The sequence below is a fragment of the Cobetia sp. 14N.309.X.WAT.E.A4 genome, from assembly GCF_030397495.1.
Taxonomy (GTDB): domain Bacteria; phylum Pseudomonadota; class Gammaproteobacteria; order Pseudomonadales; family Halomonadaceae; genus Cobetia; species Cobetia marina.
The window spans coordinates 43806-68934 of record NZ_JAPNXT010000008.1 but is presented as its reverse complement, the minus strand read 5'-3'; the positions used below and the strand labels follow the sequence as shown (position 1 = coordinate 68934).

Genomic DNA, 25129 nt, shown 5'->3' with positions numbered 1-25129 from the left:
AACAGGCACCTTATACACAACCCCTGGCTACTGACAAGACAGCACCCCTGGGGGTCGGCAATCGGGGCCGAAGTCGTGTGGGCATGATGACGGGAGTTGGCCATGTTGGCCAGCCCGTGCAATGAATTGACCCTCATGAGGGGCGACAGTTCAGCTCTGGTTCATCTTGCAGGAAACGCGAGGCAATCCTGAGGCACCCCGTCTTCGCCATCCTGGTGGTTACCACAGACGCATGAGGTCGAAATAGATCGCCATGAACATCAACGACCCGACCAGCGCCATGCCGATCCTGAGCCCGGCATTCTGCACCTTCTCGGACAGTGGCTTGCCGCGCACCGCCTCGACCAGATAGAACAGCAGATGCCCGCCATCCAGCACCGGAATCGGCAGCAGATTCAATACCCCGAGACTGATGGACAGATACGCCATGAAGCCCAGGAAGGCTTCAAGCCCGGAGCGAGCCGTATCACCGGCGATCCGCGCGATGGTGATCGGTCCGGACAGATTGGAAGGCGCGATCAGGCCCACCAGCATCTTGCGGATGGAGTCCAGCGTCAGCACCGTCATCTCGCCGGTCTTGCTCACCGCCTGCCCCACGGCAGCCAGGGGCCCATAGCTGAGCTCACGCTGATACTCTTCCGGCCAGCTGACATTCTCGACACCGGCGCCGACCTGCCCCACGACACGCCCGTCATCGAGCGCATTGCTCGCGGGCGTCAGTGACAGCGTCTCTTCCTTGCCATCACGCGCCACCAGCACGGACAGCGTCTCGCCCGGCGCACCGCGCACCCGCTCGACGAAGTCGATCCAGTCCACCACCAGCACGCCATCAATGCTGACGATACGGTCTCCCGCCTTCAAGCCGGCAGCCTGCGCCGCACCGTCCTCCAGCACTCGCCCCAGCACCGCCGGCAGCTGGGGCCGCCAGGCGGTGATGCCCAGCGTGACCAGCGGACGCGGCGGATCCTGATCCACCAGGAAGCGCTCGACATCCAGTGTCTGTTCACGCGAGGCACTGGCGCCCGGAGCACGGGTGGTGATCGTCAGCTGGTCGTCCCCTATCGCGCCGATGAGGCGCAGATTGATCGCCTCCCAGCTTGGTGTCGGCTGATCATTGATGGCGACGATTTCCGCATCGGGCGTCAGCCCGGCACGCCCTGCAGGAGAGTCCGGCGCCACCGCTCCGACCATCGGCACCACGGTCGTGGTACCGGCGACGAACAGCGCCCAGTACGCCAGAATCGCCAGCAGGAAATTGGCCAGCGGCCCTGCCGAGACGACGGCGATGCGCTTCCAGACGGACTTGGTATTGAAGGCCAGATGGCGCTCCGACGGGTCGACTGGCCCCTCGCGCTCATCCAGCATCTTGACGTAGCCGCCCAATGGAATGGCCGCGACACCGTATTCCGTGCCGTGGCGGTCCGTCCACGACCAGAACGGCTTGCCGAAACCGATGGAGAAGCGCAGCACCTTGATGCCGCAACGACGCGCGACCCAGAAATGACCGTACTCATGGATGGTGATCAACACCCCCAGCACGACGATCACGGCAAGAATATTCTGGATCACACCCATCACGCGCTCCTGGAAATTGGTGCCCGAGATGGGCAGCCTGCCCTGTCACGCCCACAAGGAAAGTGACAAGACAGTGCAAGATAGGATTTCAGGGCCCGACGAGGGCCAATTGGGCGGCTGCCAACTCACGTGCCGCGGCATCTTCGGACAGGATCACCTCGAGACCATCCACCGCCAGGGGCGGGCGAGCCTGCATGACGGCTTCCACCACCACCGGGATACGATCGAAGGCCAGGCGGCCCTCAAGGAAGGCTGCCACTGCCACCTCATTGGCGGCATTCATCACTGCAGGCCAGGTGCCGCCTGCCGCGATGGCTTCACGCGCCAGACGCAGACACGGGAAGCGCGTCTCATCGGCGGCACGGAAGTCGAGTCGCGCCACCTGGAAAAGATCCAGCGGCTCGACGCCGGCATCGATGCGCTCTGGCCAGGCCAGCGCGTAGGCGATGGGCGTGCGCATGTCGGGATTGCCCATCTGGGCCAGCACCGAACCATCACTGTAAGCCGCCATCGAGTGAATGACACTCTGGGGATGCACGACGACCTGGATGTCGTTGGGCCCACAGGCGAACAGCCAACAGGCCTCGATCAGTTCCAGCCCCTTGTTCATCAGGGTGGCACTGTCGACGGAGATCTTGCGCCCCATCGACCAGTTGGGATGCGCGCAGGCCTCGTCCGGCGTCACCGTCGCCAGGCGCTCGGCAGGCCACTCGGCCTCGTCACGGAACGGGCCACCCGAGGCAGTCAACAGCAGCTTCTCGACCCCGATGGGGGCCAGCCCCTCGCGATGCTCGGGCGGCAGGCACTGGAAGATGGCGTTGTGCTCGGAATCGATGGGCAGCAGCGTCGCACCGTGCTGCTTCACCGCATCCATGAACAACTGGCCGGCACACACCAGCGCCTCCTTGTTGGCCAGCAGGACGCGCTTTCCCGCACGCACCGCGGCCAGAGTCGGCAGCAGCCCGGCAGCACCCACGATGGCCGCCATCACGCTGTCGACCTCGGGGGCCTCGCTGATGTCCACCAGCGCCTGCTCACCGTGACGTACCTCGATGGGCGTGCCCTGGTAGCTCTCGACGCCCTCGAGCGCCTCACCGAGCCACAGCGCCGCCTCGGCGGAGGCGATCACCGCCACCTGAGGTCGATGGACCAGGCACAGCTCCAGCAATGCCTCATGGCGCGTGGCGGCACTCAATGCATGCACCACATAGCGCTCCGGATGGCGCGAGATCACATCCAGCGTGCTGGAGCCGATGGAGCCGGTGGCCCCCAGAATCGTGATGCGCTGCACCGGCGCATTGGAGGACATGTCACCCGCCATCACGCACCACCTCCCAGCACCCAGGGCAACAGTAGCGCAAACAACGGCACGGCCGCCGTCAGACTATCGATGCGGTCCATGATGCCGCCGTGCCCCGGCAACAGCTGACTGGAGTCCTTCATCTCACGCTCGCGCTTGAACATGCTTTCCAGCAGGTCTCCCAGCACCGAGACGCCAGTGACGCCCAGCGTGACCAGCAGCAGCGGCAGCCAGTCGGCCTGCCCTGCCAGCGCATAGCCGGTGGCCAGCAATCCGGTGGCGACCAGCCCGCCGTAGACACCTTCCCAGGACTTGCCCGGGCTGACACGTGGCGCCAGCTTGCGCTTGCCGAATCGCTTGCCGGAGAAATAGGCACCGATATCCGCCGCCCACACCATCAGCAGCACGTACAGCAGCCACTCGCCACCGCTGGTCTTGAGCTGGAGAAAGCCGAACCAGGTCGGCAACAGTGCCAGGACCCCGACACCCAGTCGCATGCCGGTGGCATGCCATTCCTGACGCTTTTCGGGGTAATGCATCACCCAGCGCAGATTGACGGCCCATGCCAGCGCCGCCAGATAGAGCGGCCAGCGAGCCTGGGAGGCATCCGCCCACCACACCAGCAGCATCGCCAGCGCCATGCAGGCAGGAAACAGCAGACGCGCCGCGCCGGCACGCACGCCGGCAAGATTGGCCCACTCCCAGGCGGCCAGTGCCACCACGCCCCCGGTCATGACCGCAAAGGCGGCACCGTCGAGGCCAAACAGCCCCCACAGCGCCAGCGGGGCGAGAATGAGCGCGGTGATGATTCGTTGTTTGAGCACTAGAGCCCCTCGGCGTCGAGTTGTTCGCTGGTCATGCCGTAGCGCCGTTGACGCTGGGCATAGGCATCGAGCGCCTCATCGAAGGCCGCCGAGTCGAAATCAGGCCACAGCACCGGCGAGAAGTAGAACTCGGCGTAGGCCAGCTGCCAGAGCAGGAAGTTGGAGATACGCTGCTCGCCACTGGTGCGAATGCACAGATCCACTTCCGGGAGCGAACTCAGACAGACCTCGGCCCCGAGGCGGGACTCGTCGATATCCGCGGCCTTGAGCTCGCCTCGCTCGACCTGCGTCGCCAGACGTCGGGCAGCCTCGGCAATGTCCCAGCGGCCACCGTAGTTGGCGCAGATGACCACATGCATGCCGCGATTGTCGCGCGTCATCTCTTCGGCACTGCGGATATGTTTCTGGATGGAGCTTGAGAAGCGGCTGCGCTCCCCGATCACGGAGAGGCGTATGTCGTGTCGATGAAGCTTCTTGACCTCACGCTTGAGCGCCATGAGGAACAGCTCCATCAGCGCACTGACCTCATTGGCCGGACGCTTCCAGTTCTCGCTGGAGAAAGCAAACAGGGTCAGTACCTCGACGCCCTGCTCGGCAGCGCGACGGATGGTACTGCGGACGGTCTCGGCACCGGCACGATGGCCACGGATACCAGCCCAGCCGCGGGATTTCGCCCAGCGGTTGTTGCCGTCCATGATGATCGCCACATGGCGTGGCGTGGAGAGGGAATTCGGTGACGTCATGGGGTCTCGCTACGAGCACCGGATGCCGCCGACAGGGTGCCGGCGGCAGACCCGATCAGACCTGCATCAGGTCAGTTTCCTTGTGCTCCAGAGCACTGTCGACTTCCGCCACATACTTGTCGGTCAGCTTCTGGATCTCGTCTTCTCCGCGACGTGCATCGTCTTCGGAGATGTCCTTGTCCTTGAGCAGGCTCTTGATGTCGCCATTGGCGTCACGACGCACATTGCGAAGCGCCACGCGGGCGTTTTCCGCTTCTGCACGCGCCTGCTTGGTGTAACCACGACGCGTCTCTTCCGTCAGCATCGGCATCGGCACGCGAATCACGTCACCGGCGGTGGACGGGTTGAGACCCAGGTCAGAAGTCATGATGGCCTTCTCGACCTTCGGCACCATGGGCTTTTCCCACGGCACGACAGTCAGGGTGCGCGCATCTTCGGTGGTGATGTTGGCCACCTGATTCAGCGGCACCTGGCTACCGTAGTAGTCGACCGTCACGGCATCGAGAATGCTCGGATGCGCACGACCGGTACGAATCTTGCTGAAGGCGGCACCGAGGGACTCGATGGTCTTCTTCATGCGTGCTTCGACGTCTTTCTTGATATCGTTGATCACAATCTTACCCTCTATCAATCAGCGTGCCTTCCTTGCCACCCACCACCAGGTTGAGCAGCGCGCCTACCTTGTTCATGTTGAACACCCGTACCGGCATGTCATGGTCACGCACCAGGCAGATGGCGGTCAAATCCATCACGCCGAGCTTCTGCTCCAGCGCGTCGTCATAACTGAGGCTCTCGTACTTCACGGCATCCGGGAACTTGACCGGGTCCTTGTCGTAGACACCATCCACCTTGGTCGCCTTGATGACGGCATCGGCATCGATCTCGATGCCACGCAGACAGGCGGCGGAATCCGTGGTGAAGAACGGGTTGCCGGTGCCGGCGGAGAAGATGACGACGTCACCCGAGGTCAGATAACGGATCGCGGTACGGCGGTCGTAATGTTCTACCACGCCACTCATCGGGATGGCAGACATGACGCGAGAGCGGATGTTGGAACGCTCCAGTGCATCACGCAGCGCCAGACCGTTCATGACGGTGGCCAGCATGCCCATGTGGTCGCCGGTCACGCGTTCCATGCCGGCTTCCTGCAGGGCCGCGCCACGGAACAGGTTACCGCCGCCGATCACGATGCCGACCTGGACACCGATGCCCACCAGCTGACCGATTTCCAGCGCCATGCGATCCAGCACCTTGGGGTCGATGCCGAACTCGCCATCGCCCATCAGGGCCTCACCGGAAAGCTTGAGCAGTATGCGCTTGTACTTGGCATTGCGTTCAGCGGAAATGGTGGCCATGCGAATTTCTCCTGATACTGACATACGGGGACGGGGCGGCCCGAAGGCGGGGGCCAGATACACGATGGCGTGCGACTAAGCGCACGCCATCGTGAGAAGCGAAAACAGTCAGCCCTTACGCGCGGCTGGCCTGCTCACGGACTTCAGCTGCGAAGTCCACTTCTTCCTTCTCGATACCTTCACCGACTTCCATGCGCACGAAGGATACCACTTCACCGCCGGCAGCCTTGACGAACTCGGCGACGGTCTGGTTCGGGTCCTTGACGAACGGCTGTTCGGTCAGGCTGTTTTCAGCCAGGTACTTCTTCAGACGGCCCTGGGACATCTTCTCGGCGATTTCCGCCGGCTTGCCAGCCATGTCCGGCTGAGCAAGGATGATGGCCTTCTCGGCGTCCATCTGTTCCTGCGGCATGTCTGCCGGACGTGCACAGACCGGGTTCACGGCTGCGACGTGCATGGAGACGTCCTTGGCCGCGTCAGCGGTGCCGCCCTGCAGCAGGGTCAGAGCCGCGATGCGACCGCCGTGGACGTAACCACCGACGACACCACCGGCCGGCGCTTCGACCAGCTCGGCGCGACGCACGGAGATGTTCTCACCGATCTTCTGAACCAGCTGACCACGAGTGTCTTCCAGCTCGCCTTCCATCAGGGAAGCGATATCGGTGTTCTTGGTCTCGAACACGCGGTCGGCGATCAGCTTGGTGAAGGCCTGGAAGTTGTCATCGCGAGCGACGAAGTCGGTCTCGGAGTTGACTTCGACCATCACGCCATAGCTGGCATCGTCGGCGACCTTGATGACGATGGCGCCTTCAGCGGCCACACGGCCAGCTTTCTTGGCGGCCTTCAGGCCGGAGTTCTTGCGCAGGTTCTCGATCGCGAGCTCGATGTCGCCACCGGCTTCGGTAAGAGCCTTCTTGCATTCCATCATGCCGAGCGCAGTACGCTCACGCAGTTCCTTGACCATAGATGCGCTGATAGCTGCCATGGGATGAAACCTCTGTCGTGTCGACGTCTTTGAATACGGGAATTCGGTCACGACCGCTTGAGCGGTCGCAAATGAGGGGGCCGTGGCCCCCTCATTGCCTGACCTGACTGCCGCTTGGCTAGGCCATGCCGCACTTAGTGTAGCGCAGCGTGTGTGACAGTCAGATCAAGCCGCCAGGATCACTCTGCTGCGTCTTCTTCAGCCGCAGTTTCGACGAACTCACCGGCCAGCTCTTCTTCCTTGTTCTTGCCACAGGCGCCTGCAATTGCCTGGACATAGATCTGGATGGCACGGATGGAGTCATCGTTACCCGGGATGACGTAGTCCACGCCGTCCGGATTGGAGTTGGTATCGACGACGCCGATGACCGGGATGCCCAGCTTGTTGGCTTCGTTGATCGCGATGCGCTCGTGGTCAACGTCGATCACGAACATGGCGTCCGGCAGGCCGCCCATTTCCTTGATACCGCCGATGGAACGCTCGAGCTTGTCCTGCTCACGAGTGGCCATCAGGACTTCTTTCTTGGTCAGCTTCGCGAAGGTACCGTCTTCATGCATCTGCTCGATTTCGCGCAGGCGCTTGATGGACTGACGGATGGTCTTGAAGTTGGTCAGCATGCCGCCCAACCAGCGATGGTTGACGTACGGCTGGCCAGCCTTGCGAGCTTCTTCCTTGATGATCTTGCCGGCAGCGCGCTTGGTGCCCACGAACATGATCTTGTTGCCATTGGCAGCCATCTTCTCGACCACTGACACGGCTTCGTTCAGCGCCGGCAGGGTGTGCTCGAGGTTGATGATGTGGATCTTGTTGCGAGCGCCGAAGATGAACTTGGACATCTTCGGGTTCCAGTACTTGGTCTGGTGACCGAAGTGTGCGCCTGCCTTGAGCAGATCGCGCATGTTGACTTGCGCCATGTGAATATCTCCTGGATATCGGGTTGGGCCTCCACGTCCCCCATGGATCCGACCGCTTGCGCGGCACCCGGGACCATGTGACGGAACGTGTGTGGATTGGGGTTATGTACGTCAGTCCTTTCAATGTCGCCTCGGCCAGATGCCCGGAGGTGGCCGATCGAGGAGAATTTGCAGGAAAGCGCGCGGCTTTATACCATAGCTCGACCACGATATGAAGTCGCGACTGCCCGACACGGCACGCGATGCGTCGCGCCATTCCCCCGCCACGCGCGGCCTGGCGGCGTTTCATCCCTCTTATCTCCTGCCTCGAGTCCTCATGAACATTCCCATCAAGACAGCTGAAGAAATCGACAAGATGCGCGTCGCCGGCCGTCTGGCGGCTGAAGTGCTGGAGCTGCTCGACGAGCACGTCCGTCCCGGTGTCACCACGGGCGAGCTCAATCGCATCGCTCACCACCACATCACCGAGGTTCAGGGCTGCATTCCGGCACCGCTCAACTACCACGGCTTCCCGAAATCGATCTGCACCTCGATCAATCACGTGGTCTGTCACGGCATTCCCGATGACAACAAGAAGCTCAAGAAGGGTGACATCCTCAACATCGACATCACCGTGATCAAGGACGGCTATCACGGCGACACCTCGAAGATGTACATCGTCGGGGAACCGACCATCCAGGCGGAGCGCCTGTGCCGCATCACCCAGGAATGTCTCTACAAGGGCATCGAGCTGGTACGCCCGGGCGTGCGTCTTTCCGAGATCGGTCGCGCCATCCAGAAGCATGCCGAAGCGGCAGGTTACAGCGTCGTGCGTGACTTCTGCGGCCACGGTATCGGCGCCGGCTTCCATGAGGACCCGCAGGTGCTGCACTATGACGGCTACGAAGCCCGTGCCGACGCCGAGCTCCTGGAAGGCATGTGCCTGACCATCGAGCCGATGGTCAATGTCGGTGGTTACAAGGTGAAGGTACTCAAGGACGACTGGACAGCCGTGACCAAGGACAAGAGCCTGTCCGCGCAGTGGGAGCATACCCTGCTGGTCACCGCCACCGGCGTCGAGGTGCTGACACGTCGCACGGAAGAGGACCTCTCCTTCCTCGAGGGTTGATCACGATGCTCCTGCACCACTACCACTTCGTCGAGCGTGAAGCGCTCTACGATGCCGTCACCTTCGACGGCGAGCTGGCCACGACGAAGACGCCCATCCCGCTGTTCAAGCGGGCTCTGGCACAGGTACAGGAGCGTCTCGAGGCCCGCTTCAAGGCGGGTGCCGACATCCGCGACCTCATCCATGGCCGAGCCCGCGCCATCGATCGCCTGCTGGCCATCGCCTGGCAACGCCAGGCCTGGCCGGATGATGGCATCGCCCTGCTCGCCGTGGGCGGCTATGGCCGTGGTGAGCTGCACCCGCACTCCGACATCGACCTGCTGCTGTTGCTGGAGCAGGACGATGACATGCCCTACCGTGAGGCGCTGTCCGCCTTCATCACCTTCCTGTGGGACATCGGGCTCGAGATCGGCCAGTCGGTGCGCTCGCTGAGTGACTGCGAACGTGAGGCCCGTGCCGACGTCACCGTGATCACCAACCTGCTGGAATCCCGTGTCATCGCCGGCCCGCAGCGGCTGCGCGAGGCCATGCGCGAGCGCCTGGGTACCGACCATCTGTGGCCGGCCGAGGCCTTCTTCGAGGCCAAGTGGCAGGAGCAGATCGCTCGCCACCACAAGTTCGCCAATACCGAATATCACCTCGAGCCCAACATCAAGTCATCCCCCGGTGGCCTGCGCGATATCCAGATGATCGGCTGGGTCGCCAAGCGTCACTTCGGGGTCGAGCGCTACGACAACCTCGTCGAGCTGGGCTTCATGAATGACGCCGAGCTGCGCATCCTAAGCCAGGGGCAGGCCTTCCTGTGGCAGGTGCGCTTCGCGCTGCACATGCTGGCCGGGCGCGCCGAGGACCGGCTGCTGTTCGACCACCAGCGCACCATCGCCGAGCTGTTCGGCTTCCAGGACACGCCCGAGCACCTGGCGGTCGAGCAGTTCATGAAGCGCTACTATCGCCACGTCACCGCCCTGGCGGGCCTCAACGACATGCTGCTGCAGCACTTCGATGAGGCCATCCTGCGCCATGACGAGCCGGTCAACATCGTGCCGCTCAATCCGCGCTTCGAGATTCGCAGCGGCTACATCAGCCTGCGCGAGGAAGGCGTGTTCCGCCGTCGCCCCGCCGCGCTGCTGGAGCTGTTCCTGCTCATGGCGCAGCACCCCGAGATCGAGGGCGTGCGCGCCGACACCATCCGCGCACTGCGTGATCATCGTCACCAGATCGATGACGCCTTCCGTGACGACGTCCGTCACCAGAGCCTGTTCATGGAGCTGATGCGCTCCGGCGGCAACGTGCCACGCGTCCTCAAGCGCATGGCGCGCTACGGCATCCTCGGCAAGTACCTGCCGGCCTTCGGTCGTGCCGTCGGCCTGATGCAGCATGACCTGTTCCACGTCTACACCGTCGATGCCCACACCCTGCGTCTGCTCAAGGTCGCCCAGGAATTCCGCGCCCCTGACGCGGAAGAGGAATTCCCCGTCGCCGCCGCCTTGATCCGTGAACTGCCCAAGCTGGAATTGCTGTGGATCGCGGGGCTCTATCATGACATCGGCAAGGGACGCGGCGGCGATCACTCCGAGATCGGCGCACTGGAAATCGAGGACTTCGCCCGCCGTCATGATCTCAGCCAGCGCGACACTCGCACCCTGAGCTGGCTGGTGCGCCACCATCTGCTGATGTCGATGACCGCACAGAAGCAGGACATCGCCGACCCCGAGATCATCACGCGCTTCGCCGAGATCGTCGGCGACGAGACGCATCTCGACTACCTCTACGTGCTGACGGTGGCCGACATCAATGCCACCAACCCCTCGCTGTGGAATGGCTGGCGAGCGGCGCTGCTGCGTCAGCTGCACATGGAGACGCGCCGGGCGCTGCGACGGGGCCTGGAGCATCCGCCGGAACGCCACGAATGGATCGCCGAGACCCGCGAGGAAGCCCTGTCACTGCTGGCCGGCATGGGCACCTCACGCAGCGACGCCGAAGCGCTGTGGGCCAGCCTCGGTGACGACTACTTCGTACGCTACGCGCCCAGCGAGGTGGCCTGGCACACCCAGGGCATCCTGGCACGTCAGGCATCGCCCCAGCTGGACGAGCATGGCGAACCTCTGCCGCTGGTGCTGACCAGTGCACCCACCGAAGAGATGACCGAAGGCGGCACCAAGGTCTTCATCCATACCCGCTCGGTGGACAACCTGTTTGCCGCCACGGCGGCGGCACTGGAGCAACTGGGGCTCTCGATCCACGATGCACGCATCGCCACCTCGAGCCACAACTGGACGCTCAACACCTTCATCCTGCTCGATGACGACGGTGAGCCGATCCGCGATGCCGCACGTCTCGCCGACATCCGCACCCATCTGGTCGAAGAGCTGGATGATCCGGATGACTACTCGGTGATCGTCAATCGCCATACGCCGCGTCAGCTCAAGCATTTCCGCATCGCGCCACGCATCACGCTCAGCCAGGACTACACCAATGGCCGCAGCGTGCTGGAAGTGATCGCCTCTGACCGCCCGGGTCTGCTGGCGCGCATCGGCCGCGTGTTCATGGAGCACGAGATCGCCATCGATGCCGCCAAGATCGTCACCCTGGGCGAGCGCGTCGAGGATATCTTCTTCATCACCGACCGCGCCGGTGAGCCGATCACCGACCCAGAGCGCCAGACGCGCCTGCGTGATGCCCTGACCGAAGTGCTCCAGGTCGGCGAGCGCGGCTGACGCGTCGCGCAGGCATGAACAGCGAGAGGCCGCCGGCACCCCGCGATTGAGGGGACCGGCCGCCTTCCCTATAATCGCGAGTCGACCTGCATGGCAGTCCGGCGGACTCGCGGACGCCTTCCTTCCTGCTCGGCCGGCAGCCTGGCTGCCACGGCCATCACCCATGGAACGTGCATGAACCCGGATCTCGACCAGCTCAAGCCCTACCCGTTTGAAACCCTGGCCAAGCTGCGCGAGGGCGTCGTCCCCAACCCCGCTCTGGACCCGATTGCGCTGACCATCGGCGAGCCGCGTCACGCGCCGCCCGAGTTCGTGCTCGACACCCTGCGCGAGCACATCATGGGCGTGGCCAAGTATCCCGCCACCGGCGGCCTGCCGGAATTGCGCTCCGCGATCGCCAGCTGGCTGGAGAAGCGCTTCTCGCTCAACGCCACCCCGGATATCGACCAGCAGGTCCTGCCGGTCACCGGCACCCGCGAGGCACTGTTCGCCTTCATCCAGGCCTCGCTGGACAGCACGCGTCCGGCGCGCGTACTGGTGCCGAACCCCTTCTATCAGATCTACGAAGGCGCGACGCTGCTGGCCGGCGGCGAGGTCACCTACCTGCCCTGCCCCGCCGAGAACGGCTTCCGCCCCGACTACGCCGCGGTGCCGGCCGAGGTATGGCGTGACACCCAGATCGTCTTCGTCTGCTCGCCGGGCAACCCCACTGGCGCGGTGACGCCGCTGGCCGACTTCCAGCAGCTGATTCGCCTCGCTGACGAGCACGACTTCCTGATCGCCTCCGACGAGTGCTATTCAGAGCTTTACCTCGACGAAGCCACACCGCCGCCGGGCCTGCTGCAAGCCTGTGCCGCCATGGGTCGCGATGACTACGCGCGCTGCGTGGTCTTCCACTCGCTGTCCAAGCGCTCCAACCTGCCGGGCCTGCGCTCCGGCTTCGTGGCCGGCGATGGCGAGGTGATCCGTCGCTTCCGTCACTACCGCACCTATCACGGCTGCGCGATGCCGCTGCACCACCAGCACGCCTCCATCGCCGCCTGGAACGATGAAGCCCACGTGCTGGCCAATCGCGACGCCTACCGCGAGAAGTTTGCCGCCGTGACCGAGATCCTCGCGCCGGTGATGGACTTCCCGACCCCGGAAGCCAGCTTCTATCTCTACCCGGCCGTGCCGAGCGGGGATGACGCCGCCTTCACCCGCGAGCTGCTGCGTGAAGAGGCCGTCGGCGTGCTGCCGGCAAGCTACATGGCGCGTGAGGTGGACGGCGTGAATCCGGGCGCCGGACGCATTCGTCTGGCGCTGGTGGCCGAACTGGAACAGACCGTCGAAGCCGCCCGGCGCCTGCGTCGCTTCGTCGAACGCCTGCGCTGAGCGCCAGGCCTGCACGGGCTGACAGCAGCCCAATACTGGATGACAGCCCCGCCCGGCGAGGCGGATTGGCTCAAGGAGACCGCCATGCACGTGCTCTACGGCATCAAGACCTGCGATACCTGCCGCAAGGCGCGCCGCGCCCTCGATGGCCGGGGCGTGCCCTACCGCTGGCATGACCTGCGTGAGGATGGCCTCTCCGCCAGCCTGCTGGAATCCTGGCTGGAGCAGACCGCCTGGAGCAACCTGCTCAACAAGCGCAGCACCAGCTGGCGCAACCTGAGCGATGAACAACGTGACAGCCTCGATGCCAACTCGGCACGCGCACTGATGCTGGAGCACCCGACCCTGATCAAGCGCCCTATCCTCGAACGCCATCCGGCCGAGGACGAGGTGGATCTGGTGATCGGCTATGACAAGGCGGTCTACGAACCGCAGGACTGAGTTACCTCTTACACCACTGGACACCCCGGAGATTGACACGATGTTGAGCCTTGCCCTCGGAATCGGCACCCAGAACACCACCGGCGACTGGCTGGAAGTCTACTATCCTGCCCCGCTGTTCAAGCCGACCGCTGCCGTTGCTGACGCCGCTCGCAAGGCACTGGACGCACCGGCCGGCACCACTGCCACCAGCTTCCTGCCGGAGCACTGTGCCGCCCTGGCAAGCGCCCTGCGCGACGCCGGCGACAGCGCCCAGGCCGAACTGGCCGAAAGCCTGGCCAGCTCCCAGCGCCCGCTGGTCGCGATGTTCCTCGAGGAAGATGCCGCACCGCAGAGCGTGCCGGAGGTCTACCTCAAGCTGCACCTGCTGTCCCACCGCATGGTGCGTCCGCATGGCATCGACCTGACCGGCATGTTCGGTCTGCTCAAGAATGTCGCCTGGACCAGCGAAGGCGCCATCGACATCGAGGAGCTGCCGGCGCGTCGTCTCAAGGCCCGCCTGGAAGGTCGCACGCTGTCCGTGGACTGCGTCGACAAGTTCCCGAAGATGACCGACTACGTGGTGCCGACCGGCATCCGTGTCGCCGATACCTCACGTGTGCGTCTGGGTGCCTACCTGGGCGAAGGCACCACCGTGATGCACGAAGGCTTCTGCAACTTCAATGCCGGCACCGAAGGCCCGGGCATGGTCGAAGGCCGTATCGCTGCGGGCGTCTTCGTCGGCAAGGGCTCCGACCTGGGCGGTGGCTGCTCCACCATGGGCACCCTGTCCGGTGGCGGCAACATCATCATCAAGGTCGGCGAAGGCTGCCTGATCGGCGCCAATGCCGGCATCGGCATCCCGCTGGGCGATCGCTGCACCGTGGAAGCTGGCCTCTACATCACCGCCGGCACCAAGGTCATGGTCTTCGACAATGAAGGCAAGGAAGTCGAGACCGTCGCGGCACGTGAGCTGGCGAACCAGGATGACCTGCTGCTGCGTCGCAACTCCATCACCGGTCGCGTGGAATGCCTCACCAACAAGAGCGCCATCGCGCTCAATGATGCCCTGCACGCCCACAACTGAGGCGCGCGACGGCTGCCTGTCAGGCAAGTGAGCCAGCAGGTAGCCGCGGCATCTTCCGGCTCGGGCAGCGATGCTCGAGCCGGCACGAAGACATTTCGTCTCCCCCGAATTTCGCGTTGCCGCTCCTCGCGGCAACGCCTGCAGCGATGGCCCATGATGACTGATTCACACGCACCGCTTCCGTCACGCCCCAGCAATCTCTCGCCGACGCTGGAACTGGCCTTCGACCTGATCGAGCGCCCTTCCGTCACACCGGATGATCTGGACTGCCAGGCCCTGATGATCGACCGTCTCGAGGCACTTGGCTTCACGATCACCCGCCTGCCCTTCGGTGATGTCGAGAATTTCTGGGCAGTACGCGGTCATCATGGTCCGGTACTGGCCTTCGCCGGCCACACCGATGTCGTGCCCACCGGCCCGGAAGCCAACTGGCAGTATCCGCCGTTCTCACCGTGCATCGATGACGCCGGCTTCCTGTGTGGCCGTGGTGCCGCCGACATGAAGGGCTCGCTGGCCGCGATGCTGACCGCCACCGAGCGCTTCGTGACCGCCAACCCGGACCACGAAGGCCGCATCGCCTTCCTGATCACCTCCGATGAGGAAGGCCCGGCGGTTCACGGTACCCGCGCGGTGGTCGAGTATCTGCGCGAGCACCACGAACGCCTGGATTACTGCATCGTCGGCGAGCCGTCCTCCACCGACTACGCCGGTGACGTGATCAAGAATGGCCGTCGCGGCTCGCTCGGCGCCGTCATGCACGTGAAAGGCGTGCAGGGCCACGTGGCCTATCCGCACCTGGCACGCAACCCGATCCACGAGGCTGCCCCGGCACTGGCCGCCATGGCCGCTGAACACTGGGACGACGGCAACGACTTCTTCCCGGCGACCAGCTTCCAGATTTCCAACATCCGTGGCGGTACCGGCGCGACCAACGTCATCCCCGGCGAGCTGGAAGTGGTGTTCAACTTCCGCTATTCCACCGAGCTGACCGCCGATGACCTCAAGCGTCGCACCTACGAGATCCTCGAGAAGCACGGGCTGGACGTCGAGATCGAGTGGAACCTGAGCGGCGAGCCCTTCCTGACACCGGAAGGCGCGCTGGTCGATGCCGCCGTGCACGGCGTGGAACGCGCGCTGGGACGCAAGCCGGTACTGTCCACCTCCGGCGGCACCTCGGACGGACGCTTCATCGCCACGCTCGGCACCCAGGTCGTCGAGCTGGGGCCGGTCAACGCGACCATCCACAAGATCGATGAACGCGTCATGGCCAGCGATCTGGACCAGCTCTCCAGCGCCTACGAGCACATCCTGGAATACCTGTTTGTCCCCGCGACCCGAGAGACCACGGCATGAGCGACACCCCGCACACTGACGCCGATGAGCAATACCCGGACATCGAGATCTACCTCAAGCCCTTGAGCCTGGAAGCGCTCGGTGCCTGGCTGGGCGAGCAGTTCGGGCAGGTCGTCGTCTTCCAGCCGGCCGGCAAGCTGCAGCACCGGACCCGCCTCACGCGTGACGGCGCCGAGATCGCGGTACTGGTCGTGGAGAAAGTCGCTGACGGGTTCGCCAGCCTGTGGTTCGACAGCGCCAGCACTCCCTGGGCACGTGATGTCGACTGTGCTCGCGCCGCCGCCCGAGGGCTGCAGGTCGAGGCGCGCTGCTCGCTGGGTAGCTGGCAGCCAGGTGATGAGCCGGACCGCTTCTTCCGCGTCATGGCCGATGGCAGCGAAGAGGCCTTCACCTGGCCAGACCAGGGCTGAGTGACGCGACGCTCGTCACCCCAATGTGCAGGCCATGAACGACAACGCCCCGCAGGCTAGCCTGCGGGGCGTTGTCGTCTTTCACTGAGCGAGTCAGCGATCAGGTGATGACCGTCACGTCATCCGCCTGCAGGCCACGCTCATTGCTGATGACGTGGTAACGCACCTTCTGACCTTCGGCCAGCGTGCGATGGCCCTTGCCACGGATGGCACGGAAGTGCACGAAGACATCTTCACCGCTCTCGCGGGTCACGAAGCCATAGCCCTTGTTGACGTTGAACCACTTGACCTCGCCGATCTCACGATCGTCGTCCTCGACTTCGGCCAGCGCCGCGGAACGCGGTGTCAGCACCGGAATGGCCAGGGTGGCGACCAGCAGCAGAATGAAGACGGCGACGGCAGCAGCGGCGTAGGCCAGTTCAAAGCCCTCGACGCTGAGTGCAGTGGACAGCGTGTCGGCCAGCTCGCCGCCGGTCAGGGTGATGAAGACGGCAATCAGCAACGGTGCCGGCAATGCCAGCAACAGACTGATGATGAAACAACGGAAGAACGATTTGGAACTCATCAAGATAAACTCTCTAAGCAATGGATTAAGGTGGAACGCGACAAGGCAGAAGGGGGTACTTCAGATGATCCATATCAGAATGTTCTGCCAGACGCCGCAGCAAGGGCAGAATCCGGGAGGATGACGACACGCGATGCGACCGTCAGTCGTCGGACCTCTGCCTGAACGCAACGCCTCACGGCGATGCCCGTGGCTGTCACTGACACTCGGTGTCAGCCTGGCCACGTCGTGGCTCGTGATGCGAGTCTCCCCACATCAGTCGATGGAACCGGCAGCCATGTCAGTGCCAGAGGCGAAACTGGCAGGTGCCGTCAACAGGTGCACTGCGCGAAAAGAAGGCAGAACACACCGATATCAGTCTAACACGCCTCACCAGAATGCGTCTGATGCCACCACGTGCCTCCCTCAACCCTTGTCGGTCCGCTTGTGGCTGGTGATATCCTCACGCCACTGACTCGCCCACCGGGACTGACACCTCTCTTCAGGAGTTCATAGCGCATGTCGACCCCGACCGATCTCCCCGGCGATGCTCGGCTGGAAGCACGCCTGGAAGCGCTCGAAAGCCGCCTGGCCCACCAGGATGACTGGCTGGAGACGCTGGATCGCACCGTGATTGCCCAGCAACGCCAGATAGAGACGCTCGAGCGCCTCACCGCGCTGATGAGCGCGCAGCTGCGCCAATTGCGCGAATCTGGCAGTGAACGGACACAGACCGACTCACTGTCGCCTGCCGATGAGCTTCCTCCTCACTACTGAAGCGAGCACTGGCACCTGTGATCAAAACGCAGAACGGCCCCGCAGCGCATGCCACGGGGCCGTTCTTGTGCGTGCCTCCCTGACGGCTTGTCAGGAGACGCGAGCGCGGAGGGTCAGGCCATTCAGGCAGTCAGACCATCCAGATAGCGCTCGGCGTCCAGCGCCGCCATGCAGCCAGTACCGGCAGAGGTGATCGCCTGGCGATAGACGTGATCCATCACGTCACCACAGGCATAGACACCGGGGATGCTGGTCTGGGTGGCATTGCCTTCCAGGCCGGACTGGACCTTGAGATAGCCGCCCTGCATCTCCAGCTGGCCTTCGAACAGGCTGGTATTCGGACGATGGCCGATGGCGATGAACACCCCCATCGAGCTCAGCTCCTTGGTGGCGCCACTCTCGACATGACGCAGACGCACGCCGGTGACGCCGGAGTTGTCACCCAGCACCTCATCCAGCGTGTGATGCCATTCCACCGCCATGTTGCCGTTCTCGACCTTGTCGAACAGCTTGTCCTGCAGAATCTTCTCGGCGCGCAGGCTGTCGCGACGGTGCACCAGGGTGACCTTGGAGGCGATGTTGGACAGGTACAGCGCTTCCTCGACCGCGGTGTTGCCGCCACCGACCACCACGACTTCCTGATTGCGATAGAAGAAACCATCACAGGTCGCGCAGGCCGAGACGCCCTGGCCCATGAACTGCTGCTCGCTCGGCAGTCCCAGATACTGTGCACTGGCACCGGTGGCGATGATCAGTGCATCACAGCTGTAGCTGCCGTTGTCACCCTTGAGCAGGAACGGACGCTCGCCGAGAGTCACTTCGTTGATGTGATCGAACAGGACTTCGGTCTCGAAGCGCTCAGCGTGACGGCGCATGCGCTCCATCAACTCCGGTCCCTGCACGCCGGCATCATCGCCCGGCCAGTTGTCGACATCGGTGGTGGTGGTCAGCTGGCCACCCATCTGCATGCCGGTGATCAGCAGCGGCTTGAGGTTGGCACGCGCGGCATAGACGGCAGCGGTGTAACCCGCCGGGCCGGAACCGAGGATGATCAGACGTTCGTGACGGACATTGCTCATGGATGACCTCAGGACAGATGAAGGCGGAAAATTCACCAGACGCCGGGTGACGACTGATGATCTATGTACTGAGCGATGCGGACAGCGCCTGCGATCGGCATGGCTCAGGACACGGAGTGGATGGTGAACAGGGACTGCGCAGATTAGCGCAGACGCGCCGAGCTTTCAGCACTGCGCTCAGACCGGCATCGCAGAAGCTTATGACGCTAGCCTCAGATACACGGAAGCCGCCGCCAGGGGCGACGGCTTCCGGTTCGCCTGCCAGTCGAGCCACTCATGGGAGGGTGTCGAAAGGCGGACGCTCGATCAGTCAGCGATGACGCGGCTGATCGCGACCAGGCAGCGACTTACAGGCTGCTGGAGTGACCTGCCAGGTACTTGGCGACACCTTCAGCGGTGTCCTTCATGCCTTCCTGACCTTCTTCCCAGCCTGCCGGGCAGACTTCGCCGTTGGTCTGGTGGAACTGCAGGGCCTTGACCATGCGGACCATCTCGTCGACGTTGCGGCCCAGCGGCAGGTTGTTGACGACCTGGTGCTGAACGACACCGTCTTCGTCGATCAGGAAGGACGCGCGCAGTGCGACGCCAGCTTCCGGGTGCTCGACACCGAAGGCCTGCACGATTTCGTGCTTGACGTCAGCCACGATCGGGAAGCCGACTTCACCGATGCCGCCAGCGTCCGGAGAGGTCTTGCGCCATGCGTGGTGAGTGAACTGGGAATCGATGGAAACACCGATGACTTCAACGCCGAGTTCCTTGAACTTCGCCAGACGGTTGTCGTGGGCGATGATTTCAGACGGGCAAACGAAGGTGAAGTCCAGCGGCCAGAAGAACAGCACACGCAGCTTGCCGTTGGAATCAGACAGCTTGTAGTTGTCGACGATGGTACCGTCGCCCAGCACAGCTGCGGCTTCGAAATCCGGGGCCTGACGTCCGACCAATACGCTCATGGTGATCTCCTGAGAAATGATGATGGAAGGCGCAAAGCCGCCTTCGTGATGAATCGCCACACAGACTAATCGCCTCAGGTGGCAGATGCCAAATGTTTGGCGCAATCACCATCATAGAGTTTGCCTATGAAAGCTCGATGACGATGCCTGCTGCGCCGGAATCATAAGTGACCTCTGAAACAGAATACAGTATCTCCTGTGCACTGCTCGGGATTCTCGCTCTTGCGGCGCGATTCGGGGCAGATGCGCTGAATCAGGGCACCTGAGATCGCGTCTGAGATCGCCCCCCGAGGTCAGAGCACGTCATCGTCCTGGCCGATATCCAGGCCGTCCAGCTCACCACTGGCGGGGTCCACCTGCTGGCGCACCTGAATCGGCTGACAGCAGCGCTCGCAGTCGATGATGTTGGTCAGACTGCCCTCGTCCAGATCCAGGAACACCGTGAAGGGCGTGTCACAGTAGGGGCAGTTGATTTCCGCCTCATGCAGCGCCTCACTGGTCACACCTTCATGCTTGTCCTCGAGCAGCTCATGTCCCGGCCACTCATCGGACTGCCCCGAGGAATGCTCCGCCAGCCACTGCTCGACGGCAGCATCCAGTACCTCGTCATCTTCCGGCAACTCACCCGGCTCACGCCCTTGATCACTCATGCCAACCTCCGTCATGTCATGTGAGAGATGCGATTGATCGCGGCGAAGGCCTTGCCAGCGGCTGACAGTCCACGAGCCATGAGCGCCATGCTCACCTCCCTCACGATGTCTCTCATCCGTCTCTATGGCAGCGAACGCGACGCGGGGTTCCTCACTGCGCACTATCCTCAAGCAAGCAGGCGCTTGAATTCCGGTCAGATGATGACCATAGCCTTATATAGGCAGTATCCCGCGATTTGGCAGTCGCTCTCAGGCGACGCGTCGCAGCCGGCCAAGGCACCTGACGCACCTGTTGGATGACACATCAGCAGTCTGGCCGGTGAAGACAACGACAAGGAGGAGAATCATGGGTTCCCAGCGCTCTCAGTCACTGGATTCGCTCAATACCCTCTCCGAACTGCAGGTCGGAGACAGGCAATATTACTACTACTCGCTCAAGAAGGCCGCCGAGTCGCTTGGCGACCTGACGCGACTGCCCTTCACGCTCAAGGTGTTGCTGGAGAACCAGCTGCGCTTCGAGGATGGTGACACTGCCACCAAGGACGACATCAAGGCGCTGGCCGACTGGCAGAAGACCGCCTCCAGCACTCATGAGATCGGTTATCGCCCGGCCCGGGTGCTGATGCAGGATTTCACCGGTGTGCCCGGCGTCGTCGACCTGGCCTCCATGCGTGACGCCGTCAAGACACTGGGCGCGAACCCCGAGAAGGTCAATCCGCTGACCCCGGTGGATCTGGTCATCGACCACTCGGTGATGGTGGATCACTACGGCGACCCAAGCGCCTTCAAGGACAACGTGCGTATCGAGATGGAGCGCAACCGCGAGCGTTACGAGTTTCTGCGCTGGGGCCAGCAGGCCTTCGACAACTTCTCCGTCGTCCCGCCGGGTACCGGCATCTGTCACCAGGTGAATCTCGAGTACCTGGGGCGCGCCGTCTTCACCCGCGAGGAAGATGGCAAGACGCTCGCCTACCCTGACACCCTGGTCGGCACCGACTCCCACACCACCATGATCAATGGCCTGGGCGTGCTGGGCTGGGGTGTCGGCGGGATCGAGGCGGAAGCCGCGATGCTCGGCCAGCCGGTCTCGATGCTGATTCCGGAAGTGGTCGGCTTCAAGCTGACCGGCAAGCTCAACGAAGGCATCACCGCGACGGACCTGGTACTGACCGTCACCCAGATGCTGAGAAGCCGTGGCGTGGTCGGCAAGTTCGTCGAGTTCTACGGTGATGGCCTGGACGACCTGCCACTGGCGGACCGCGCGACCATCGCCAACATGGCGCCGGAATATGGTGCCACCTGCGGCTTCTTCCCGCTGGATGACGAGACGCTCAACTACATGCGTCTGTCCGGCCGCTCCGATGAACAGGTCGCGCTGGTCGAAGCCTATGCCAAGGAGCAGGGTCTGTGGCGTGAGCCGGGCCATGAGCCGATCTTCTCCGACACCCTGGAGCTGGACATGGGTGAGGTCGTCGCCTCTCTGGCCGGCCCCAAGCGTCCGCAGGATCGCGTCGCGCTCACCGACATCAAGCAGACCTTCGAGAAGATCCTCGATGACCAGCTGGGTCAGATTCCCGCGGTCGAGGACGGCAAATGGCTGTCCGAGGGTGGCCAGACCGCCGTCGATGTCGAGCAGAGCTACGAGAAGGATACCGACTACAGCGAGCTGGACGGCGAGACCTTCCGTCTCGATCACGGGGACGTGGTCATCGCCGCCATCACGTCCTGCACCAACACCTCCAACCCCAGCGTGATGCTGGCGGCAGGCCTGGTGGCCCGCAAGGCGCGCGAGAAAGGCCTGCGCACCAAGCCATGGGTCAAGACCTCTCTGGCACCGGGTTCCAAGGTCGTCACCGACTATCTCGCCTCGGCGGGGGTTCAGGATGACCTCAACGAGCTGGGCTTCAATCTGGTCGGTTATGGCTGCACGACCTGCATCGGCAACTCCGGCCCGCTGCCGGACCCTGTCGAAGCCGCCATCAACGAGCGTGACCTGACGGTCGCCTCGGTGCTGTCGGGCAACCGCAACTTCGAGGGTCGCGTGCATCCCAACGTCCGCACCAACTGGCTGGCGTCACCGCCCCTGGTGGTGGCCTACGCCCTCGCCGGCACCGTGCGCACCGACCTCTCCAAGGAGCCGCTGGGCAAGGACAACGACGGCAACGATGTCTTCCTCAAGGACATCTGGCCCACCCAGGCGGAAATCGCCACGGCCGTCGAACAGGTACGCACCGAGATGTACCGCAAGGAGTACGCTGAAGTCTTCGACGGCGACGAGACCTGGCAGGCCATCGAGGTACCGGAAGCCGAGGTGTATGAGTGGAAGGATTCCACCTACATCCAGCATCCGCCGTTCTTCGAAGGCATGGAGCGCGAGCCAAAGGCCGTGCAGGACGTCGAGAACGCTCGCGTGCTGGCCATGCTCGGCGACTCGGTGACCACTGACCACATCTCACCGGCCGGTGCCATCAAGCCGGACAGCCCGGCGGGTCGCTACCTCAAGGAGAACGGTGTCGAGGTCAAGGACTTCAACTCCTATGGCTCACGTCGCGGCAACCATGAGGTGATGATGCGCGGCACCTTCGCCAACGTGCGTATCCGCAACGAGATGCTCGATGGCGTCGAGGGCGGCGAGACACGCCACGTGCCCTCCGGCGAGCAGATGGCCATCTACGATGCCGCCATGAAGTATGCCGAGGAAGGCACGCCACTGGTGGTGGTCGCGGGCAAGGAGTACGGCACCGGCTCCTCACGTGACTGGGCCGCCAAGGGCACCCTGCTGCTGGGCGTACGTGCGGTGATTGCCGAGTCCTATGAGCGCATCCACCGCTCCAACCTGATCGGCATGGGCGTGGTGCCGCTGCAGTTCCCTGAAGGCGAGAGTCGCCAGTCTCTCGGCCTGACCGGTGATGAGGAAATCAGCATCAGCGGTCTGAATGACCTGACGGCCGGCGGCAAGGTCCAGGTCACCTTCAAGAGCGACAAGGGTGCGCAGAAGATCGAGGCGCTGTGCCGCATCGATACCGACAACGAGCTGGAGTACTACCGCCACGGCGGCATCCTCCACTACGTGCTGCGCGGCATGCTGTAACCCGCCAGCCGCTGACCGCAGCGCTGACCGCAATACAAAAGCCCCCGCAGGCATGGCCTGCGGGGGCTTCTTCATTTGCACACTCTGTTTCAGGCAACCTGTTTCAGGCAATCTACTTCATGCGCTCACTGACGGCGCAGGCGCGATCAGAACGCCTTGCGACGGTAGGCGCGGTAACGCGGCTGCCAGAAGTTCTTCTCGATGTTGGCCTGGATGATCTCATCGCTGGAGGTCAGCGCCACGCCGTCGGCCTGAGCCTGACGTGCTACATCGAAGGCGATCTGACGGCTGATGTCCTGGATGTCGCCCAGTGACGGCAGCAGCGCGCCCTCGCCCTTCAGGACGATCGGGGCGTTGTTGGCCAGCGCATTGGCCGCGGCCATCAGCATGTTGTCGGTGATGCGTGAGGCGCTGGATGCCAGCACACCCAGACCGATGCCCGGGAAGATGTAGGCATTGTTGCACTGGGCAATCGCGTGGGTGTGGCCGTTGTGCTCGACCGGCGCGAACGGGCTGCCGGTGGCAACCAGTGCCTTGCCGTCGGTCCACTCGATGACTTCCGCCGGTGTCGCTTCGACGCGTGAGGTCGGGTTGGACAGCGGCATCACCAGCGGGCTCTCGCAACCGGCCTGCACGGCACGGATCACGTCTTCGCTGAACAGGCCACGCTGGCCGGATACACCGATCAGCACGCTCGGCCTGGCGGCCTTGACCACATCCAGCAGGCCGCGGTCACCAAAGTCGGCCACGCTTTCGACGTCGTGAGCCAGACGGCTCTGGAAGTCGTAGAGGCCTTCCATGTCGCTGGTCAGCAGGCCGAAGCGATCGACCATGAAGACACGCTTGCGGGCCTCGGCCTCGTCCATGCCTTCCTTGACCATCGCCACCACGATCATCTCGGCGATGCCACAACCGGCGCTGCCGGCACCCAGGAAGGTCACGCGCTGATCGGAGAGCTTCTCGCCCTTGGCCTTGCAGGCCGCCATCAGGGTCGCGACCACGACGGAGGCGGTGCCCTGGATGTCGTCGTTGAAGCAGCAGACTTCATCGCGGTAACGCTCGAGCAGCGGCATGGCGTTGGCCTGCGCGAAGTCCTCGAACTGGATCATGGCCTTCGGCCAGCGACGCTTCACGGCAGTGATGAACTCGGCCACGAAGGCGTTGTAGTCATCACCGGTGACGCGCTCGTGACGCCAGCCCATGTAGCGCGGGTCGTCGAGCAGCTTCTGGTTGTTGGTGCCCAGATCCAGCGAGATCGGCAGGGTGTAGGCCGGGCTGATGCCGCCACAGGCGGTGTACAGCGACAGCTTGCCGATGGGGATGCCCATGCCGCCGATGCCCTGATCGCCCAGCCCCAGGATACGCTCGCCATCGGTGACGACGATGACCTTGACGTTGTCCTTGGTCGCGGAGCGCAGGATGTCATCCATGTGCTCGCGGTCCGGGTAGGAGATGAACAGGCCGCGGTGGTTGCGGTAGATGTTGGAGAACTCCTCGCACGCCTGACCGACGGTCGGGGTGTAGATGATCGGCATCATCTCCTCGAGGTGCTCCTCGATCACGCGGAAGAACAGGGTCTCGTTGTCGTCCTGCACCGAGCGCAACAGGATGTGCTTGTCGAGGTCGGTGGCGCACTGCTGATACTGGCTGTAGACGCGCGCGACCTGCTCTTCGATGCTCTCGACATTCTGCGGCAGCAGGCCCATCAGATTGAAGCTGACACGCTCCTCGAGGCTGAAGGCGCTGCCCTTGTTGAGCAGCGGCATCTCGAGCAGGCTCGGGCCGGCGTAGGGAACGTACAGGGCGCGCTTGGAAGTATCCGTCATGGCGAGACTCTTGAATCAGTGGGGACGACCTCACGCTCGGCAAGCTT

The 25129-nt window shown here is 63.5% G+C and carries 22 protein-coding genes; 9 read left to right on the top strand and 13 right to left on the bottom strand.

Annotation, left to right across the window (positions count from 1 at the left end):
* Positions 1-219 precede the first annotated feature (219 nt).
* The 8 genes from rseP to rpsB all read right to left on the bottom strand — a co-directional run bounded on the left by rseP (position 220) and on the right by rpsB (position 7696).
* Positions 220-1575 (bottom strand): sigma E protease regulator RseP, encoded by a 1356-nt coding sequence (gene rseP, locus OW493_RS12040; RefSeq protein WP_084207818.1) that lies wholly within the window; start codon positions 1573-1575, stop codon positions 220-222.
* A gap of 88 nt (positions 1576-1663) precedes the next feature.
* Entirely contained in the window at positions 1664-2884 is a 1221-nt protein-coding gene (ispC, locus tag OW493_RS12035; RefSeq protein WP_289864293.1) for a 1-deoxy-D-xylulose-5-phosphate reductoisomerase, read from the bottom strand.
* Between the two features lie 11 nt (positions 2885-2895).
* Positions 2896-3699, bottom strand: coding sequence for a phosphatidate cytidylyltransferase (locus OW493_RS12030; protein ID WP_084207817.1), 804 nt, complete (start codon positions 3697-3699; stop codon positions 2896-2898).
* Positions 3699-4442, bottom strand: coding sequence for a polyprenyl diphosphate synthase (gene uppS / locus OW493_RS12025; protein WP_084207816.1), 744 nt, complete (start codon positions 4440-4442; stop codon positions 3699-3701). Before uppS ends, OW493_RS12030 begins: the two co-directional genes overlap by 1 nt.
* Positions 4443-4497: 55 nt before the next feature.
* Entirely contained in the window at positions 4498-5055 is a 558-nt protein-coding gene (gene frr, locus OW493_RS12020; protein WP_077377825.1) for a ribosome recycling factor, read from the bottom strand.
* 4 nt (positions 5056-5059) lie between these two features.
* The gene (gene pyrH / locus OW493_RS12015) at positions 5060-5797 is read right to left on the bottom strand and encodes a UMP kinase (protein ID WP_240499639.1); all 738 of its coding nucleotides are present in this window, start codon (positions 5795-5797) and stop codon (positions 5060-5062) included.
* A 115-nt stretch (positions 5798-5912) separates the two neighbouring features.
* Positions 5913-6782, bottom strand: coding sequence for a translation elongation factor Ts (tsf, locus tag OW493_RS12010; protein ID WP_065392492.1), 870 nt, complete (start codon positions 6780-6782; stop codon positions 5913-5915).
* 179 nt (positions 6783-6961) lie between these two features.
* Complete coding sequence (rpsB, locus tag OW493_RS12005) at positions 6962-7696, bottom strand: 30S ribosomal protein S2 (RefSeq protein WP_065392491.1); 735 nt, start codon at positions 7694-7696, stop codon at positions 6962-6964.
* A gap of 316 nt (positions 7697-8012) precedes the next feature.
* Between rpsB and map the strand changes: the two genes are divergently transcribed.
* From map to OW493_RS11970, 7 genes are all read left to right on the top strand, one after another.
* Positions 8013-8804 (top strand): type I methionyl aminopeptidase, encoded by a 792-nt coding sequence (gene map / locus OW493_RS12000; protein ID WP_077378170.1) that lies wholly within the window; start codon positions 8013-8015, stop codon positions 8802-8804.
* A 5-nt stretch (positions 8805-8809) separates the two neighbouring features.
* The gene (locus OW493_RS11995; RefSeq protein ID WP_136939612.1) at positions 8810-11521 is read left to right on the top strand and encodes a [protein-PII] uridylyltransferase; all 2712 of its coding nucleotides are present in this window, start codon (positions 8810-8812) and stop codon (positions 11519-11521) included.
* A 174-nt stretch (positions 11522-11695) separates the two neighbouring features.
* Positions 11696-12895 (top strand): succinyldiaminopimelate transaminase, encoded by a 1200-nt coding sequence (dapC, locus tag OW493_RS11990; RefSeq protein ID WP_289864292.1) that lies wholly within the window; start codon positions 11696-11698, stop codon positions 12893-12895.
* Positions 12896-12934: 39 nt separating this feature from the next.
* On the top strand, positions 12935-13336 hold the full coding sequence (locus tag OW493_RS11985; RefSeq protein WP_333781925.1) for an arsenate reductase: 402 nt from the start codon (positions 12935-12937) through the stop codon (positions 13334-13336).
* Positions 13337-13376: 40 nt separating this feature from the next.
* On the top strand, positions 13377-14402 hold the full coding sequence (gene dapD / locus OW493_RS11980; RefSeq protein ID WP_289864291.1) for a 2,3,4,5-tetrahydropyridine-2,6-dicarboxylate N-succinyltransferase: 1026 nt from the start codon (positions 13377-13379) through the stop codon (positions 14400-14402).
* A 156-nt stretch (positions 14403-14558) separates the two neighbouring features.
* Positions 14559-15755, top strand: coding sequence for a succinyl-diaminopimelate desuccinylase (gene dapE / locus OW493_RS11975; RefSeq protein ID WP_084209577.1), 1197 nt, complete (start codon positions 14559-14561; stop codon positions 15753-15755).
* Positions 15752-16165, top strand: coding sequence for a hypothetical protein (locus OW493_RS11970; RefSeq protein WP_084207814.1), 414 nt, complete (start codon positions 15752-15754; stop codon positions 16163-16165). Before dapE ends, OW493_RS11970 begins: the two co-directional genes overlap by 4 nt.
* Before the next feature lie 100 nt (positions 16166-16265).
* Here OW493_RS11970 and OW493_RS11965 read toward each other — a convergent pair whose 3' ends face one another.
* Positions 16266-16730 carry a cold-shock protein gene (locus OW493_RS11965; RefSeq protein ID WP_077377808.1) on the bottom strand — a complete coding sequence of 155 codons (465 nt, stop codon included), beginning with the start codon at positions 16728-16730 and terminating at the stop codon, positions 16266-16268.
* A 498-nt stretch (positions 16731-17228) separates the two neighbouring features.
* On the opposite strand from OW493_RS11965, the gene OW493_RS11960 reads away from it, so the two are divergent.
* Complete coding sequence (locus OW493_RS11960) at positions 17229-17486, top strand: SlyX family protein (protein ID WP_077377805.1); 258 nt, start codon at positions 17229-17231, stop codon at positions 17484-17486.
* 122 nt (positions 17487-17608) lie between these two features.
* Here the strand turns inward: OW493_RS11960 and trxB are convergent, their stop codons facing one another.
* The 3 genes from trxB to OW493_RS17235 form a co-directional block, all read right to left on the bottom strand.
* On the bottom strand, positions 17609-18565 hold the full coding sequence (trxB, locus tag OW493_RS11955; RefSeq protein ID WP_077377802.1) for a thioredoxin-disulfide reductase: 957 nt from the start codon (positions 18563-18565) through the stop codon (positions 17609-17611).
* Positions 18566-18912: 347 nt separating this feature from the next.
* On the bottom strand, positions 18913-19515 hold the full coding sequence (locus tag OW493_RS11950) for a peroxiredoxin (RefSeq protein ID WP_065392448.1): 603 nt from the start codon (positions 19513-19515) through the stop codon (positions 18913-18915).
* Positions 19516-19808: 293 nt separating this feature from the next.
* A complete protein-coding gene (locus OW493_RS17235) occupies positions 19809-20165 on the bottom strand; it encodes a CPXCG motif-containing cysteine-rich protein (protein ID WP_347882132.1) in 357 nt (118 codons plus the stop codon).
* Between the two features lie 346 nt (positions 20166-20511).
* On the opposite strand from OW493_RS17235, the gene acnA reads away from it, so the two are divergent.
* Entirely contained in the window at positions 20512-23256 is a 2745-nt protein-coding gene (gene acnA, locus OW493_RS11940) for an aconitate hydratase AcnA (RefSeq protein WP_289864290.1), read from the top strand.
* Between the two features lie 146 nt (positions 23257-23402).
* On the opposite strand, the gene OW493_RS11935 is transcribed toward acnA, so the two are convergent.
* Complete coding sequence (locus tag OW493_RS11935; protein ID WP_077377790.1) at positions 23403-25082, bottom strand: NAD-dependent malic enzyme; 1680 nt, start codon at positions 25080-25082, stop codon at positions 23403-23405.
* Positions 25083-25129: the final 47 nt, after the last annotated feature.

Coding starts and splice junctions, on each gene's coding strand:
- OW493_RS11985 (WP_333781925.1), top strand. CDS start 12,935: ATGACAGCCCCGCCCGGCGAGGCGGATTGGCTCAAGGAGACCGCCATG.
- OW493_RS11995 (WP_136939612.1), top strand. CDS start 8,810: ATGCTCCTGCACCACTACCACTTCGTCGAGCGTGAAGCGCTCTACGAT.
- rseP (WP_084207818.1), bottom strand. CDS start 1,575: ATGGGTGTGATCCAGAATATTCTTGCCGTGATCGTCGTGCTGGGGGTG.
- map (WP_077378170.1), top strand. CDS start 8,013: ATGAACATTCCCATCAAGACAGCTGAAGAAATCGACAAGATGCGCGTC.
- dapE (WP_084209577.1), top strand. CDS start 14,559: ATGACTGATTCACACGCACCGCTTCCGTCACGCCCCAGCAATCTCTCG.
- dapC (WP_289864292.1), top strand. CDS start 11,696: ATGAACCCGGATCTCGACCAGCTCAAGCCCTACCCGTTTGAAACCCTG.
- rpsB (WP_065392491.1), bottom strand. CDS start 7,696: ATGGCGCAAGTCAACATGCGCGATCTGCTCAAGGCAGGCGCACACTTC.
- OW493_RS11960 (WP_077377805.1), top strand. CDS start 17,229: ATGTCGACCCCGACCGATCTCCCCGGCGATGCTCGGCTGGAAGCACGC.
- trxB (WP_077377802.1), bottom strand. CDS start 18,565: ATGAGCAATGTCCGTCACGAACGTCTGATCATCCTCGGTTCCGGCCCG.
- OW493_RS17235 (WP_347882132.1), bottom strand. CDS start 20,165: ATGAGTGATCAAGGGCGTGAGCCGGGTGAGTTGCCGGAAGATGACGAG.
- OW493_RS11965 (WP_077377808.1), bottom strand. CDS start 16,730: ATGAGTTCCAAATCGTTCTTCCGTTGTTTCATCATCAGTCTGTTGCTG.
- uppS (WP_084207816.1), bottom strand. CDS start 4,442: ATGACGTCACCGAATTCCCTCTCCACGCCACGCCATGTGGCGATCATC.
- OW493_RS11950 (WP_065392448.1), bottom strand. CDS start 19,515: ATGAGCGTATTGGTCGGACGTCAGGCCCCGGATTTCGAAGCCGCAGCT.
- pyrH (WP_240499639.1), bottom strand. CDS start 5,797: ATGGCCACCATTTCCGCTGAACGCAATGCCAAGTACAAGCGCATACTG.
- OW493_RS11970 (WP_084207814.1), top strand. CDS start 15,752: ATGAGCGACACCCCGCACACTGACGCCGATGAGCAATACCCGGACATC.
- tsf (WP_065392492.1), bottom strand. CDS start 6,782: ATGGCAGCTATCAGCGCATCTATGGTCAAGGAACTGCGTGAGCGTACT.
- dapD (WP_289864291.1), top strand. CDS start 13,377: ATGTTGAGCCTTGCCCTCGGAATCGGCACCCAGAACACCACCGGCGAC.
- OW493_RS11935 (WP_077377790.1), bottom strand. CDS start 25,082: ATGACGGATACTTCCAAGCGCGCCCTGTACGTTCCCTACGCCGGCCCG.
- acnA (WP_289864290.1), top strand. CDS start 20,512: ATGGGTTCCCAGCGCTCTCAGTCACTGGATTCGCTCAATACCCTCTCC.
- ispC (WP_289864293.1), bottom strand. CDS start 2,884: ATGTCCTCCAATGCGCCGGTGCAGCGCATCACGATTCTGGGGGCCACC.